The 15,459-nt window shown below is 61.6% G+C and carries 13 protein-coding genes; 8 read left to right on the top strand and 5 right to left on the bottom strand.

What is annotated here, in order from left to right; genetic code table 11:
- Positions 1 to 66: 66 nt before the first annotated feature.
- Both ACZZ0B_RS15605 and ACZZ0B_RS15600 read right to left on the bottom strand, forming a co-directional pair.
- A complete protein-coding gene (locus ACZZ0B_RS15605) occupies positions 67 to 1,065 on the bottom strand; it encodes an NAD(P)H-quinone oxidoreductase (protein ID WP_440096533.1) in 999 nt (332 codons plus the stop codon).
- A 71-nt stretch (positions 1,066 to 1,136) separates the two neighbouring features.
- On the bottom strand, positions 1,137 to 2,411 hold the full coding sequence (locus ACZZ0B_RS15600; RefSeq protein ID WP_463545699.1) for a YbfB/YjiJ family MFS transporter: 1,275 nt from the start codon (positions 2,409 to 2,411) through the stop codon (positions 1,137 to 1,139).
- Between the two features lie 111 nt (positions 2,412 to 2,522).
- On the opposite strand from ACZZ0B_RS15600, the gene ACZZ0B_RS15595 reads away from it, so the two are divergent.
- Positions 2,523 to 3,398 (top strand): LysR family transcriptional regulator, encoded by an 876-nt coding sequence (locus ACZZ0B_RS15595; protein ID WP_463545698.1) that lies wholly within the window; start codon positions 2,523 to 2,525, stop codon positions 3,396 to 3,398.
- 251 nt (positions 3,399 to 3,649) lie between these two features.
- Positions 3,650 to 4,108, top strand: a complete 459-nt coding sequence (locus ACZZ0B_RS15590; RefSeq protein ID WP_008079730.1) for a hypothetical protein — start codon at positions 3,650 to 3,652, stop codon at positions 4,106 to 4,108.
- A gap of 49 nt (positions 4,109 to 4,157) precedes the next feature.
- On the opposite strand, the gene ACZZ0B_RS15585 is transcribed toward ACZZ0B_RS15590, so the two are convergent.
- Positions 4,158 to 4,880 (bottom strand): pirin family protein, encoded by a 723-nt coding sequence (locus tag ACZZ0B_RS15585; protein WP_008079732.1) that lies wholly within the window; start codon positions 4,878 to 4,880, stop codon positions 4,158 to 4,160.
- A 222-nt stretch (positions 4,881 to 5,102) separates the two neighbouring features.
- Here ACZZ0B_RS15585 and ACZZ0B_RS15580 point away from each other — a divergent pair, with 222 nt between their 5' ends.
- Both ACZZ0B_RS15580 and ACZZ0B_RS15575 read left to right on the top strand, forming a co-directional pair.
- Entirely contained in the window at positions 5,103 to 6,053 is a 951-nt protein-coding gene (locus ACZZ0B_RS15580; protein WP_463545697.1) for a GlxA family transcriptional regulator, read from the top strand.
- A gap of 90 nt (positions 6,054 to 6,143) precedes the next feature.
- The gene (locus tag ACZZ0B_RS15575) at positions 6,144 to 7,580 is read left to right on the top strand and encodes an ATP-binding protein (protein ID WP_463545696.1); all 1,437 of its coding nucleotides are present in this window, start codon (positions 6,144 to 6,146) and stop codon (positions 7,578 to 7,580) included.
- On the opposite strand, the gene ACZZ0B_RS15570 is transcribed toward ACZZ0B_RS15575, so the two are convergent.
- Both ACZZ0B_RS15570 and ACZZ0B_RS15565 read right to left on the bottom strand, forming a co-directional pair.
- Positions 7,533 to 10,331 carry an ATP-binding protein gene (locus ACZZ0B_RS15570; RefSeq protein WP_463545695.1) on the bottom strand — a complete coding sequence of 933 codons (2,799 nt, stop codon included), beginning with the start codon at positions 10,329 to 10,331 and terminating at the stop codon, positions 7,533 to 7,535. The two genes, ACZZ0B_RS15575 and ACZZ0B_RS15570, sit on opposite strands and share 48 nt — an antisense overlap.
- Positions 10,332 to 10,453: 122 nt before the next feature.
- Positions 10,454 to 10,885, bottom strand: coding sequence for a helix-turn-helix domain-containing protein (locus ACZZ0B_RS15565; RefSeq protein ID WP_008079738.1), 432 nt, complete (start codon positions 10,883 to 10,885; stop codon positions 10,454 to 10,456).
- Positions 10,886 to 11,093: 208 nt separating this feature from the next.
- On the opposite strand from ACZZ0B_RS15565, the gene ACZZ0B_RS15560 reads away from it, so the two are divergent.
- The 4 genes from ACZZ0B_RS15560 (at position 11,094) to ACZZ0B_RS15545 (ending at position 15,452) form a co-directional block, all read left to right on the top strand.
- On the top strand, positions 11,094 to 12,017 hold the full coding sequence (locus ACZZ0B_RS15560; RefSeq protein ID WP_008079739.1) for a LysR family transcriptional regulator: 924 nt from the start codon (positions 11,094 to 11,096) through the stop codon (positions 12,015 to 12,017).
- A gap of 517 nt (positions 12,018 to 12,534) precedes the next feature.
- A complete protein-coding gene (locus ACZZ0B_RS15555) occupies positions 12,535 to 12,951 on the top strand; it encodes a DoxX family protein (RefSeq protein WP_463545694.1) in 417 nt (138 codons plus the stop codon).
- On the top strand, positions 12,944 to 13,570 hold the full coding sequence (locus ACZZ0B_RS15550; protein ID WP_463545693.1) for an antibiotic biosynthesis monooxygenase: 627 nt from the start codon (positions 12,944 to 12,946) through the stop codon (positions 13,568 to 13,570). The genes ACZZ0B_RS15555 and ACZZ0B_RS15550 overlap by 8 nt, the downstream gene beginning before the upstream one ends.
- A 43-nt stretch (positions 13,571 to 13,613) precedes the next feature.
- On the top strand, positions 13,614 to 15,452 hold the full coding sequence (locus ACZZ0B_RS15545; RefSeq protein WP_463545692.1) for an amidohydrolase: 1,839 nt from the start codon (positions 13,614 to 13,616) through the stop codon (positions 15,450 to 15,452).
- Positions 15,453 to 15,459: the final 7 nt, after the last annotated feature.

Below are 15,459 nucleotides of genomic sequence, written 5' to 3'. Positions count from 1 at the left end.
CCTTGGTCGGCGCGGGACATTTTCGACCACCGCCCGCAGCGGACAGTTACAAAATGCTGCAACGGCTCAAGCCACCTGCAGGACAATTTTGCCGATATGGTCGCCGGCCTCCATGTGCGCATGGGCCTGAGCGGCCTCGGCGAGCGGGTAGACCTTGTCGATGATCGGCAGACAACGCCCGGCAGACAGCGCTGGCCATACGTGCTCGCGCAGTTGCCTGGCGATCGCGGCTTTTTCGGCAGCACTGCGGGCGCGCAGGAGCGATCCGGTGATGACCGCGCGTTTGGCCATCATCGCCAACAGATCAAAGTCGTTGGCCCGTGCGCCGCCGAGAAAGCCGAGCATGACCAGGCGGCCATCCATCGCCAGGGCGCTGACGTTATCGTTTAGGTACGAACCGCCCATGATGTCGAGAATCACATTGACGCCCTGCCCAGCGGTTTTCTCGGCAATGACTTTGGCAAACTCGGCCTCGCGATAATTGATCGGCTGGCCGCCGAGCTTGCTGATCGCTGCGCATTTCTCAGGGCTGCCGGCGGTGGCGAACGCTTCTATGCCGAATTCGCGGCAGAGCATCAGCGCGGTGGTGCCGATGCCGCTGGTGCCGCCGTGAATCAATGCGCGTTGCCCGCGACTGGCGCCGCCAAGGCCGAACAGGTTGGCCCAAACGGTAAAAAATGTTTCCGGGATCGCGGCCGCTCGGACCCAGTCCAGCCCGTCGGGTATCGGTAAGGTCTGGCCTGCCGGCACTGCGCAGTACTCGCTGTAACCACTGCCGTTGGTCAGCGCGCAGACTTTGTCGCCCACGGCAAACTCGCTGACACCGGTGCCCAGCGCGACCACTTCACCGGCCACTTCCAGACCGGGGATCGGGTCCATTCCGGGCTTCATCGGATACTTGCCGGCGCGCTGCAAGGCATCCGGCCGGTTGACGCCAGCGGCATGCACGCGGATCAGCACTTCGCCAGCGGCAGGCGTCGGCAACTGCACGCGCTTGGGCTGGAGGACATCCGGGCCGCCGGGTGCGGTGATTTCGATTCGGGTCATTTCGTTGGGTAGGGACATTTCGGTTCCTCCTGGTCAAGGTGTGTGTAGATGGGAGTCGTGCTTCGCTCGATAAATTCAGGTCGATCCGGTTAACCCTGTGGCAGTGAGCTTGTTCGCGTGGGCGCCATGGTGCTCAGTGATGTGTTTTCAGACGGATTGCTATCGCGAGCAGGCTCACTCCTACAGTGGCTTGCGTGTTTCCATGCATTTGCGGCCTGCTCCAACATCAGCGCCACGACGATTGCGCCAGCGGCAATCAGGAACAGCAAGGCGTGATGGCCGCCCGAGGCATTGAACAGCGCCGAATAAGCAAACCCGGCCAGCGCCTGAAAGGAGGCAAACGACACCGTGGCGCGGCTCCAGGCAATTTGTTGGCGATGATGCTCCGGGACCAGTTCATGCACGCGAGCCAGGGCCAGGGGGACGATGCCGGGCGGAAAAGAGCCGAGTATCACCGCAAGCAGCGCCAGCGCCAGGAACGAATGGGCCACCGCCAGCAAACCAAGGGCGAGCGCCTGCACCACCAGCACCAGGCGAATGCTCCAGAGCGCGCCAAAGCGATCCGCCAGAAAGCCATAACTCACCGGCCCGACAATTGCCCCCAAGCCATACATCACCCACACCAGCGCACCGACATGCGCGCCGGCGCCGAGCCCACGGGCGACGTAATCGACCAGAAAGACCATGGCTGGCACCAGGCCCGCCGCCATGAATGCGTATTGGGCAAACAACAAATAAACGCCGGCCGGTGTCGGCTGAGCCACCGCGCTGTGTGGCGCGGCAACCGGATGTGGCAAATCAGTCGGCCAGCCGAACCAACTCAGCGCCGTCAGCCCCAGCGACAAAGCGCCGAGCCCCAGCCAAGTGGCTTGCAACCCCAGGCTCAACAGCGGCGGGACAATTGTCCCGGAGCCGGCGATGCCCAGGCCAATGCCGAGAAAAATCGCTCCACTGGCCAGCCCCCGACGCGCCGCCGGTACATGCGGCAGCACGGTGGCGGCGACCAGCACCATGATCGCGCCACCGGCGACCCCCGACAGCAGGCGCCAGCCGAAAAACCAGCTCAGCGACAGCGGATACGCACAGGCAAAAAACGCTGCCGTCACCGCCAGCATCATCAGGCGCAGCGACGTTTTATTGCCCAGATGCCGCGCCAGCGGTCGGCCGAGCAGGGCGCCGATCAGATAGCCGACCAGATTGGCGGCGCCGAGGTAGACCACGTCACTGGCGGCAAACCACTGCGCCTGAATCAGCGAAGGAATCAACGGTGTGTAGGCAAAACGCGCCAGACCGATGCTGACCAGGCTGGCGCAGAGCCCGGCGAAGATCGGCAGCCAGACGCCGGTCGAGGATGAGGTACGCATAATGGCGATTCCGAGGAAGGTTTATGGCGCCCAGCTTATCGGCTATCGTTGCGGCGATAATGCAGCGAATTGGCGGCACACTGATGCAGATTTGCATCATCAGGAGTTTCTATGAATTGGGATGATGCGCGGGTATTTCTCGCCGTTTGTCGCGAGTCCACATTGCGCGGCGCGGCGCGCGTTCTGGGGGTAGATCAGGCCACCGTCGGCCGGCGTGTCACCGCGCTGGAAAAATCCCTTGGCGCGACCTTGTTCTTGCGCACTTCCGACGGCTACGCACTGACGGCGGTCGGCGAAGCGGCACTGAAAAGTGTGGAAAAAATGGAGCATTCAGCGCTGGAACTGGAGCGACAGATTCAGGGCCTCGATGATCGTCTGACCGGCAACGTGCGGGTCAGCACCACCGATTCGCTCGCCATCGACTTTCTGATCCCGGCCATCGCCAGGCTGCACGAGAAACACCCGGATGTGCGCGTGCAACTGGACGCGTCGACGCAGATTCTCAGCCTGGCCAAACGCGAAGCGGACATCGCCGTGCGCAACACCCGGCCGGACAATCCGGATTTGATCGCGCGACGGATCGCTCGTTGGCCGGTGGGGTTGTTCGCGTCCCAGGCTTATGTCGACGCCAAGGGTGTTCCGCAGCCGGGTTCAGCGTTCGAGGGCCATGATCTGGTGGTCTATCAACCGTACTTGCAGGGCAACAAAGACCTGACCCTTGTCTCTGAACCGCTGAATCGCGGGCGCATTGTCGCCGGGCTCGGCTCCAGCCTGTTGGTGCGCCGCTCTATTGCGGCAGGCCTGGGTGTAGGAGAAATTCCCGTGTACATGGGCGAGCGCGATGGTTTGGTCAGGCTCTGGCCAGAGCGGACGCGGCCATTGCCCTACGAGGTCTGGCTGGTGACTCACGCGGATCTGCGCCATACCGCGCGGGTGAGGGCGGTGATCGAGCAGATTGTAGAGGCGTTTGCGGCGCAGAACGAATAGTGGCGGGGCTGTTCTGGCAAGGCTACATCGCCTGACGAAACAGCCTACAGCAGAGGCAGAATCGGCCGGCTTGTCAGGTTTTTGGATGGGTTCTATTGTTTCGACAGCTCGGTAAGAGACGCAGGTCTCGTACTGATGTGATGTAACAGGGACGGTATCGGTAGACCCAGGAAGGTGTCGAATTGAAAACCATGCAAATCAGTCAATCTCCAGTCAGTGACGTAACGAGCAAAGGTCGGAACCCCCAAGCCATGAACGCTATCAGTCGTGAAGAATTCAATGCCAGGATCGAGACCATTGAAACAAGGATGGATGCTCGGCTGGACGCTGTGTCGGCAAAAATCGACGGGTTTCTCTCGGTTCAGGCAGGGCGCGACAAGACCCAAGCCGAACGCGAAAACACTCAAGTCGAACGAGAAAAAACTCAAACCGAACGAGACAAGCGCTACGACCTGATCGCTCAGGAGATGCACGAACTTGCCCGAGGAGCGCAGGAGGCTGCCCGGCAAGGCGCTACGGTAAAGGCCAATGTCTGGGCTGCAACGGCCGTCCAGTTACTGGGCATAGTCGCCATTGTCGTCGGCTCTTATTACGCCAACCAGGCCAACATGTATGTAGCGATTCAAAGCACCCTGACGGCCATTCAGGCCGGCAAGGAGTTCAGTGTTCCCACGCCGTTCATGTTGCCATTGCCCACACCGCCACAATAAAAAACGGCCTTCAAGGAAGGCCGTTTTTTGTGGGCGTTAAAACACCGCATCATGGCATCTGCGGCAACTCCTGCGGCCGCAGATCAAACACCAGTACTTCGGCATCCACGCCATTGCTCAAGGTCAGCGCCTGTTCTTCACGAACCCGTACGCCATCGCCTTCCTGCAATTGCACGCCATTGAGTTCAACACGGCCACGCGCCACATGCACGTAGGCATAACGGTCAGCCGCCAATTTCAGCGTGGCGCTTTCCTTGCCATCGAACAGGCCGGCAAACACCCGCGCATCCTGACGGACTTTCAACGAACCTTGTTTACCGTCGGGCGAAATGATCAGTTGCAAGCGACCACGTTTCTGCTCGGCGCTGAAGTGCTCCTGCTGATAGCGCGGTTTGGCGCCGCTGACTTCCGGCACAATCCAGATCTGCAAAAAGTGCACAGGCTGGCTCGCCGAATGGTTGAACTCGCTGTGCGCCACACCGCTGCCGGCGCTCATCAGTTGCACGTCGCCGGGGCGGATCACTGAACCGGTGCCAAGGGTGTCCTTGTGTTCCAGTGCGCCTTCCAGCACGTAGGAAAAAATCTCCATGTCGCGGTGCGGGTGTTGGCCGAAGCCCTTGCCGGCCGCGACGCGGTCGTCATTGATCACCAGCAGGTCGGAGAAACCCTGCTCCCGCGGGTCGCGGTAGCTGGCGAAAGAGAAGGTGTGGAACGACTTCAACCAGCCGTGATTGGCGAGGCCACGATCGGAGGCTTTGCGAAGGGTCAGCATGATGAAATCTCCTGGGGGGACGTGAATTCGTCCGAGTGAGGAGAAGCTTACTGGTTACCATCCAATGCAATAAGTAGATGAAAATTGAAAGACTGTCCCGTTCAGGTTGACAGTAATGCGCAGCAGTTCACGCATTTTTTTCCGTCAACCGCGCTGCACTTGGCCATAATGCTCAGCCTGCTTGATGCGTTCATTTATTTTTGATTTCAGCGATGGCTCCCCATGAAAACCGTGGCAATGGTGTTGTTCCCCGACTTTCTCCTGCTCGACATGGCCGGGCCGATGGAAGTTTTCTCGGTTGCCAACCGCTATCTCAAGCCTGAGTCGCATTACCAACTGACGACATTGGGTACCGAGCACGGGCCGCTGCGTGCATCCAACGGTGTGCTGGTACACACCGACCGTCATATTGATCAGGCGCAGGAGCACCATGATTTGTTGCTGGTGCCGGGCGGTCCGGGGGCCTACAACGAAAAACACCCACCGTTGCTCGAGTGGTTGCAAGGGGCGGTCCGGCGTGCCGAGCGCTACGGATCGATCTGTACCGGGGCGTTCGTGCTCGGTCACGCCGGTTTGCTCGATGGCTACCGAGTGACTACGCACTGGAGCTACACCGAGCGCCTGATCAAGGGGTTCCCCAAGGCCAACGTCACGACCGATCAGATCTTTGTCGAGGATCGCAACCTGATCACTTCAGGCGGTGTGACCGCAGGGATCGACCTGGCCTTGGCCGTCGTCGCCCGCGATCACGGGAAAAAGGTCGCGCAGGATGTTGCCAAAGTGTTGCTGGTGGTGATGAAACGCCAGGGCGGCCAGGCGCAGTTCAGCCCCTTGATGGCGGCGGTTGCACCGCAGGAAACACCGATCACCCGCGTGCAGAACTTCGTTCTGGAGCACATTGACGAAGCCTTCAGCGTCGAGCGCATGGCCGGGTTGGCCAACATGAGCGCGCGGCATTTCGCTCGCGTGTTCACCCGCGATGTCGACATGACCCCGATGGAGTTTCTGCAAAGCGCGCGCATCGACTGCGCGCGAAACCTGCTGGAAACCAGTGAGCTGCCCTTGAAAACCGTGGCCTATAAAAGCGGTTTCGGCAGCGTGCGGCACATGCGTTTCCTGTTTGCTGAAAAGCTCGGCCTGACCCCCGCGCAGTACCGCGAACAGTTCAGCTAGAGCGGTTCTGTCCGTTTCGCGCACCCGGATGTCCGTGTTGCGCCCCGCGTGGCAGTTGTCCCGTCACCCGAGGCTGCCAAGATGGTTGGCATGAACAGCCTCAACGATTTGCACGCGGCATCTGTCCTGCGTTTCGGGCCTTTCGCCTTTCATTTGCGCCAGCGTCTGATCCTCGAAGGGGATCGGCAATTGCGCATGGGCGGCCGCGCGCTGGACATCCTCCAAGTGCTGGTCGAGCGCGCCGGTCGGGTGGTCAGGAAGGAACAACTGATTGCGCTGGTCTGGCCCACGTCGGTGGTCGAAGAGATCAACCTGCGTGTACACATAGCGGCGTTGCGCCGGGCGCTTGGCGATGGCGAGAACGGCCAGCGCTACATCGTCAATGTGCCGCAATGCGGCTACAGCTTTGTCGCCCCGGTACACGGTGACAGCGTGGCGCAAGTGGTCTTCGAAAGCCTGCAAGCCCCCCAGCATAATCTGCCCGCGCGGTTGACACCGGTAACTGGCCGCGATTCGCTGGTCGGCGCCCTGGTGCGGCAAGTGCCACTGTGCCGGTTGATGAGTGTGACGGGGCCGGCAGGTGTCGGTAAGTCGACTGTGGCGTTGCGGGTTGCAGAACTGCTGCTGCAACATTTTCGTGATGGCGTCTGGCTGGTGGATCTGGCGCTGATCGATGATCACACGCGGCTGCTCGACCATGTTCTGCAAACCCTCGACACCGATGTGTCCACGCTGGCGACTCAGCACTGTTTGCTGGTGCTCGACAATTGCGAACACCTGCGCGAAGCCTGCAAGGCGCTGACCGAGACGTTGCTGGGAGCGGCGCCGCGCCTGTCGATCCTCGCCACCAGTCGCGAAGCGCTGCAAGCCCACCTGGAAACCGTGCAACTGTTGCCACCCCTGAGCGTTCCCACGTCCTCGGCGTTGAACAGTGTCGAGGAGACCATGGGCTATTCGGCGGTGCAATTATTTGTCAGTCGTGCGCGTGCCCGGCAGCAGGGTTTCTGCTTGCGCGAACAGGATTTGCTGGTGATCCGCGACATTTGCCGGCGACTCGACGGTCTGCCTCTGGCGATTGAGCTGGCAGCGGCGCAGATCGATGCGCTGGCGCTGCTGGGGTTGCAGGCGCAGTTGGGCAATTGCCTGCAATGGCAGGGTCGCCGCACTGCGGTGCCACGGCATCAGACAATGCACGCTGCTTTGCAATGGAGCTACCGAAGTTTGAGCGAACCGCAGCAGCGGGTGCTGCAACGTCTGACGGTGTTCAAAGTGGGTTTTACGCTGGAGGCGGCGCTGGCCGTCATCGCTGAGGCCGACGGCCAATCGATCATTGAGCAACTGGTGCACAAGTCGTTACTGACAGTGGTGCGCGGGGACGGGATTGCGCAATACCGCATGCTCCATACCACTCGGCTGTATGCCCGGGAAAAGCTCATCAGCGGCGATTTCGAGCATCGCCATTTACATTATCTGGGTCGTTCAGCCCAAGCGGGCGACGTGCACCTGACTGCGCAACGCATCGATTAGCAGGCGCACCTTGCGCAAATCCGGCGTGGCGTAGCCTTCGGTGAAACGCTGGTAGATCGGGGTCAGCAGGTCCAGCGCTTGGTCGTAGCGCGACTGTTGCTGCCAGAGTAGGGCCAGTGAAGTGGCGCTACGCAGTTCCCAGGCCAGCGCGCCTTGGGATTGGGCGATCGACAAGGCCTGCAGCAGGGTCTGTTCGGCTTCGTGAACTTCAGTAGGGGTTGAACTCAGCAACTGCTCCGCCCGAGCCCGCAAAATCTCCGCCGTGCTCCAGCCCGCCGCGCCACTGTGAGCCCGCTCCAACAGCGCTTGATCAACGAAACGGCTGTCCAGCGTGACCATGATTTCCTTGATCAATCCGCTGTCATCGGCCGGCACCGAGGCGTTTGTCGGCGCATCGATGACCTGCGCATAGTGCCGCGCCCACGTATGAAACAGCAGCACCGAATGCTTCTGCGCCTGTTCCAGCAACAGCTGCAGCAAGGCCTTGGCATTTTGCCGATCGCCGTTGTAATGAGCGATCAGGCAACTGGCCAGCGCCAGCGTGTAGCAGATCGAGGTGCCGTGATTGATCTGCACCGCGATGTCCAGCGCCTGGCGCGCCGTGCGCCAGGCCTGCTCGGGAAACCCCTGCAGCCACAAGACCCGGGCGAGCACCGTCAACGAAGCCACGCTCTGGTCGTATTGCACGCCGAAACCGTGAGTAAACCGATTGAGATGACCGCTCTGCGCCATGCGCTGAATCACCTGTTCGGCATGCAGGCGGGCCTGCGGCTGATCGCCGGCGTAATGCAGCGCCAGCACCCGCAACCGGTGAGTGCTCAGCGACAACAGTGGATCACCGTGCAGGCCGAGACGATCGAATTGTTCGCTTTGCGCCAGGGCGGCCTGATACTGGCCGCAACTGAGGTTGACAGCCATGTGCCCGGACACGGCGCGCAGTTGCCCGGCGACATCGCCATGCTGTTGCGCCAGGGCGTGGGCGCTGGCGAAGGCTTCGATGGTTTCCGGGGTGCCGCCCCAGGTGTGATAACAGGCGCTGCCGAGCGCCAGTTTCAAAGCGATTTGCAGGTGCGGGCAGGGCTCGTCAGCGTTTTCCAGCAGCGTCAGGGCCTGGCGCACGTAGCCGCCATACTCCTTGAGCAGCGACAACTCCTGCCATAACGGCGCCGACGTCGCCGCCAGCGCAATCGCCAAATCCGCCGGGCCAGCGCCCTTGAGGCTCCAGTCCAATGCCGCGCGCAAATCTTCCAGACCGCGGGCGTAGCGTTCGATCCACAGCGCGGTCGGAGTGTGCTCCCAAGCGCTCTGCGCCTGATGCATCAACGCCAGGCAGCGTTCGCCATGACGTTTGCGGGTTTCGTCGAGCTCGGCGACCTGATCGAGTTTTTCCAGGGCATAGCGCCGGGTGGTGTCGAGCAAGCGGTAAAACACTTCTTCATCGCCGACCTCGACATTGAGCAGCGACTTGGCCACCAACTGCGTGATCGAGCCAAACACGGCCCCGGGCACGATGCGCTGACCGCCGATCACGGCGGCGGCAGACTCGAGCGTAAAGCCGCCGCGAAACACGCCCAAGCGGCGCAGGCAGGTCTGTTCGCAAGGGCCGAGCAGATTGAAGCTCCAGTCCAGCGTGGCGCGCAGCGTGACGTGACGCTCCTGACTGCCCGGCACCAACGGCGGTAAGCGGCCCTGCAACTGACTGAGCAACCCCGACAGGTCGGCGCTGTTGATTTGCGCTGCCGCCAATTCCAGCGCCAGCGGAATACCGTCCAGGCGCTGGCAGATCTCGATGGCCTGCGCCAGGTTGGCCTCATCGAGTTCGAAATGTTCATCGGCGGCCATGGCGCGTTCGACAAACAGTTGCAACGCAGAAAACCCCAGCGCCTGCGTACGATCCTCGACGGCCGACGGTGGCGGACAATCGAGCGATTCCAGACGCTGCACGTATTCGCCCTCGGCGCGCAGGCTCTCGCGGCTGGTGGCCAGAATGTGTACCTGCGGCGCGCCGCGCAACAGGCTTTCGCTGAGCAGCGCTACCGCGTCGATCAGGTGTTCGCAATTGTCGATCACCAGCAGCATCTGCCGCTCGCGCAGGCCGTTGATCAGGCTCGCCAGCGGATCGCCGTCGTGCAGCAGAATGTCGAGCAGGGCGGCCAGGTGCGAGCAGATCATGCGCGGGTCGCTCAGGGGCGCCAGATCGAGCAAGCGAATGCCGTCGCGGTAGCGTCCGATCAACTGCTCGGCAACGCGCAAGGCGACGGTGGTTTTGCCGATTCCGCCGGGGCCGACCAGGTTGATGCAGCGCTGGCGCGGCAGTTGCGTCATCAGGCTGTCGACCAGTGGCTGGCGGCCGATCATCCGCGTGCGGCGCAATGGCAGGTTATGTCGCCCGGCGCTGTCGCCGGCAGGTTGCTGTTCGATGGCGTGCAGGAGGATCGGCGCAACAAAACTGTAACCGCGTTGCGCCACGGTGACGATGTAGCGCTGCCCGGCCTGACCGTCGCCGAGTGCCTTGCGCAGGGCTGCCATGTGCACACGCAGGTTGATCTCTTCGACAACGCTGTCAGGCCAGACCGCGGCCATCAACTGTTGCTTGCTGACCACCTCGCCGGCATGCGCCAGCAGGGTCAGCAGAATGTCCATGGCACGACGCCCCAGACGCAGCGGCTGCTCGCCTTCAAGCACCAGGCGTTGTGCCGGATGGATTCGATAGGGGCCGAAACCGATGGCCTGATTCGCTGGGAAACTCAACAGCTCGCTCCTGTGCTGATGCGGCGGCCCCGACAGACCGCGCGCAAGCCGTCTGTTTCGAGGTGTCCGGGCATAATCCTCAGGTTTGCGCGTCGGTGCAATGGCTGGTAGCGGCGGCGGGTTCACAACACGGCAGGCGAGGGGCGCACGCTGTGCTGTTCGCGCACGACTCGGCAGCGCCAGGCGAACGGATTGATCCCTTCGCTGCGGGTGAAAATATGGCAGAAATGCGCCTGATCGCAGAATCCGCACTCCAGGCTGATTTGCGTCAGGCTCAGGTCAGTGTGCTGGATCAGAAGCTTGGCGCGAGCGAGGCGTTGGCGGCGAATCCAGTCTTGGGGCGATACCCCGGTGCTGCACTTGAAGGCCCTGGAAAAGTGACTGCGCGACAGCGAACAGGCCTGTGCCAGTTCCGTCACTTCCAGGCTTTCGCCGAGGCGATCCAGAATCAGTTGTTTTACCCGCCGCACCCGTTGCGGGCTGAGGCCGCCGGTGCGCGGGGTGCCGGGTTCGCAGGCAGGGGCGAGGGCGGCGGTGTGCTGTGAATGAGCCATGGCCAAGGTCCGTGTCGGTGGGGAATGCACACGGGCGCCTTCCCTCAGGTCAAAAAACAACGCTGCGCAGTGAAGCGATTGTTGGGTGCAGACCTGCGGCTGACGAGTTAATCGTTGTTAATTTGCTTGGCTGACCGGCGCTTCAAGGGCGGTTGATCGAGTAAAGTGCGTAGCACTTGCTGGCTGGCCATAAAAGGAAATCGAGCCCATGAACCGTAATGATCTGCGCCGCGTCGACATGAACCTGCTGGTGATTTTCGAAGCGCTGATGTTCGAAAAGAACCTGACCCGCGTCGCTGAAAAACTGTTTATGGGGCAACCGGCGGTCAGTGCGGCGCTGGGCCGCTTGCGTGATCTGTTCGACGATCCGTTGCTGCTGCGCAACGGCCGGTCGATGGAGCCCACGGCTCGCGCCCTGGCGATTCTCAAGGAGTTGCAACCGGCGATGGACGTGATCTCCGGCGCTGTCAGCCGGGCCAAGGAGTTCGACCCGGCCAGCAGTTGTGATGTGTTTCGTATTGGTTTGTCGGACGACGCCGAGTTCGGCTTGTTTCCGCCGCTGTTGCGTCAGCTTCAAGAGGAGGCGCCGGGCATCGTCGTGGTGGTGCGGCGCGCCAACTACCTGTTGATGCCGGCGCTGCTGGCTTCGGGTGAAATCTCTGTGGGCGTCAGCTACACCACCGACCTGCCGGCCAACGCCAAACGCAAGAAACTGCGCGACATTCCCTGCAAAGTCTTGCGTGGCGATGATCGTCCGGGGCCGCTGACGCTGGACGAATATTGCGAACGTCCGCACGCGATGGTTTCGTTCTCTGGCGACTTGAGCGGCAATATCGACATGGATCTGGCCAAGGTCGGTCGCAGTCGCCGCGTGGTTCTCGGCGTGCCGCAGTTCAGCGGCTTGCGCGCCTTGCTCGCCGGCACCGAAATGATTGCCACTGTGCCGGATTACGCCGCCTGCGCACTGGTGGAAGGCTGTGCTCTGCGCGCCGAAGATCCGCCATTCCCGATCGATGCCGCGCAGTTGTCGATGGCGTGGAGCGGGGTGCACGACAACGACCCGGCGGAGAAATGGCTGCGCGCAAGGATCAGCCAATTCATGGCGGCGCCGCTGGATATCCCGGCGATTTAAATCCCATCCCCCCTGTAGGAGTGAGCCTGCTCGCGATAGCGGTTTATCAGGCAGCATTGCAGTGTCTGACAGACCGCCATCGCGAGCAGGCTCACTCCTACATTGGATGGGTGTGAACCAGGAATTGTCGGTGACTTAAACAACGCCGTTTAAGCAACACCCGCAGACACTCTTTCAGGCTACGCAACGTTGCGCCTTTGCCTACAGCCGGTTCTAGAGTCCCGGTCTGCGACCCGCGTATAGCTGCCACCCTCATTCGTCTCGCAGCGAATCGTGGCAGCTCCATCGAGTGTAGGAACGATCAGAAATCCTGTGGGAGCCTGGCTTGCCAGCGATGGCGTCAGCTCAGCCAACGGCGATGGCGCCTGACACTTCGCGATCGCTGGCAAGCCATTTCCCACAGGGTTCTGCTGTGTTCACAGAATCCCGGCACAGCGCAGAACTGAGCACACCCATCCAATTTCCTCCCAGCCCTCCACGGCATGATTCACCCCAATAACTATTCAAGGGTGGGCCCATGCACGTTGCTCAACGGGATGAACAGGCACACGACATCGGTTTGCTGTTCCTGCGGGTCAGCGGCGGGTTGTTTTTAGTGTGGGTCCACGGTTTGCCCAAGCTGCTGGACTTCACCGCGCAACTGCAATTGATCGAAGACCCGTTCCACCTCGGCGCCCACCTCACCCTGATCCTGGCGATCTTCGCCGAAGTCCTCTGTCCACTACTGATCGTCGCCGGGTTATTGGCGCGATTGGCCTGCGTGCCTATTCTCTTTGTGCTGCTGGTAGCACTGCTGGTCGTGCATCCGCAATGGAGTGTGGCCGAGGGGCAGTTCGGCTGGTTGCTGTTGATCCTGTTTACCACTGTGTTGATCGCCGGGCCGGGACGGCTGGTGATTCCTGTTCGTTTGCCCGGAGTGCTGCGTTATGCCTGAAGTCCTCAATCCACAAGCACCGGGGGCCGATGAGACCGTCACGTTGATCATCAAGCACCGGATCAAGGCCGGTTTCGAGTCGGCGTATGAAGCCTGGCTGCGCAATATCGTCCGTGTGGCGAGCCAGCGTGAAGGCCATTTGGGCGTAGACGTGGTGCGTGGCAAACGCGGCCGTCTCGATTTCTACACCTGTGTGCTGCGTTTCAGCTCCACTGAAGCGATGCAAGGCTGGCTGGAGTCGCCGCAGCGTCATGCTCTGGTCGCCGAAGCCGCGCCGATGCTGGCTGATGGCGATCAGACCGAAGTTGCGCCGATCAAAGAGTTCTGGTTCTCGCCGCTGGCCGATGCCGCTTCGCCGCCGCCGCGCTGGAAACAAGCAGTGGTCACGCTGCTGGTGATTCTGCCGCACACCTTGCTCGTGCCCCTGATCTGGGGGCCGCTGCTGGGGCTGCATCCAATCCTGTCCAATTACGTGGTCGCCACGTTCCTGATCACCCTGACCATCGTCCTGTCGGTGGTGTACGTGGTGATGCCGCCGGTCACCCGTTTGTTTACGCCGTGGCTCGAAGCCAGTCAGGCCCATGAACACCTCGATTCCCAAGAAACCTCGCCGCGTTGAGCGCGCGGGGTTTGCTCCTTTTTACTTTGCTTGAGGAACTGCGATGAGCGCCGATCTGATTCTGTTCAATGGCCAATTTCATACCATCGACCGCACCAAACCGCTGGCCAGTGCCGTGGCGATCACCGATGGGCGCTTCGTCGTCGTCGGCAACGACAACCAGGCCATGGCCTTGCGCGGGCCGAACACGCAAGTGGTCGACATGCACGGCCGCTGCGTGATCCCCGGACTCAACGACTCGCACTTGCACCTGATCCGTGGCGGTTTGAACTACAACCTGGAATTGCGCTGGGAGGGCGTGCCGTCGTTGGCCGACGCCCTGCGCATGCTCAAGGATCAGGCTGACCGCACGCCGACCCCGCAATGGGTGCGCGTAGTCGGTGGCTGGAACGAATTCCAGTTCGCCGAAAAACGCATGCCGACCCTGGAAGAAATCAACCAGGCCGCGCCGGACACCCCGGTGTTCATCCTGCACCTGTATGACCGTGCGTTGCTCAACCGCGCCGCGCTGCGCGTGGCCGGTTACACCCGCGACACGCCGAACCCGCCGGGTGGCGAGATCGTTCGCGACAGCAATGGCAACCCGACTGGCATGCTGGTCGCGCGGCCAAACGCGATGATTCTCTACTCGACGCTGGCCAAAGGGCCGAAGCTGCCGCTGGAATATCAGGTCAACTCGACCCGCCAGTTCATGCGCGAACTCAATCGCCTCGGCCTGACCAGCGCGATCGATGCTGGCGGCGGTTTCCAGAACTACCCGGACGATTATCAAGTGATCGAGCAACTGGCCAAAGACGACCAGTTGACCGTGCGCATCGCCTACAACCTGTTCACCCAGAAACCGAAAGAAGAACTGAGCGATTTCCAGAACTGGACTGGCAGCGTCAAGTTGCATCAGGGCGACGACTACCTGCGCCACAACGGCGCCGGCGAGATGCTGGTGTTCTCCGCAGCGGACTTCGAAGACTTCCTCGAACCGCGCCCGGATCTGCCGCAGACCATGGAAGAAGAGTTGGAACCGGTGGTGCGCCACCTGGTTGAACAGCGCTGGCCGTTCCGTTTGCACGCGACGTACAACGAATCGATCAGCCGCATGCTCGACGTGTTCGAGAAGGTCAATCGCGACATTCCTTTCAACGGTTTGCCATGGTTCTTCGACCACGCCGAAACCATCACCCCGCAGAACATCGAGCGGGTGAAAGCGCTGGGCGGCGGCATTGCGATTCAGGATCGCATGGCGTTTCAGGGTGAATATTTCGTCGACCGTTATGGCAAGCAAGCCGCCGAAGCGACACCGCCGATCAAACGCATGCTCGCCGAAGGTGTCCCGGTCGGCGCGGGTACCGATGCGACGCGGGTTTCCAGCTACAACCCGTGGACGTCGCTGTACTGGATGGTCAGTGGTCGCACGGTCGGCGGTCTGGCCTTGTACGAAGAAGGTCTGCCGCGCACCACCGCGCTGGAACTGTTCACTCACGGCAGCGCCTGGTTCTCCTCGGAACAGGGCAAGAAGGGCCAGATCAAGGTCGGGCAACTGGCGGATCTGGCGGCGCTGAGCGCGGACTTCTTCCATGTCGAGGAAGAAGCGATCAAGTGGATCGAATCGGTCATGACCGTGGTCGGCGGCAAGATTGTTTACGCCGCTGGCGATTTTGAAGACCTCGGCCCGCGCTCGATTCCGGTGCTGCCGGACTGGTCGCCGGTGGTGAAAGTCCCGGGCCACTGGCGGCCGAATTCGCCATTGCAGGCGCAGGTTCACCAGTGCAGCGGCCCGTGCGCCGTACACACCCACAGCCATGAAAAGGCGCGAATGTCGAACGCGCCGGTCAGCGACTTCGCCGGTTTCTGGGGCGCGTTTGGCTGCTCCTGCTTCGCTTTCTGATTCTCCC

This window comes from Pseudomonas sp. AC247 (assembly GCF_979258015.1).
The sequence above is the reverse complement of the archived record's forward strand: the minus strand, read 5'-3'. Positions and strand labels throughout refer to the sequence as shown.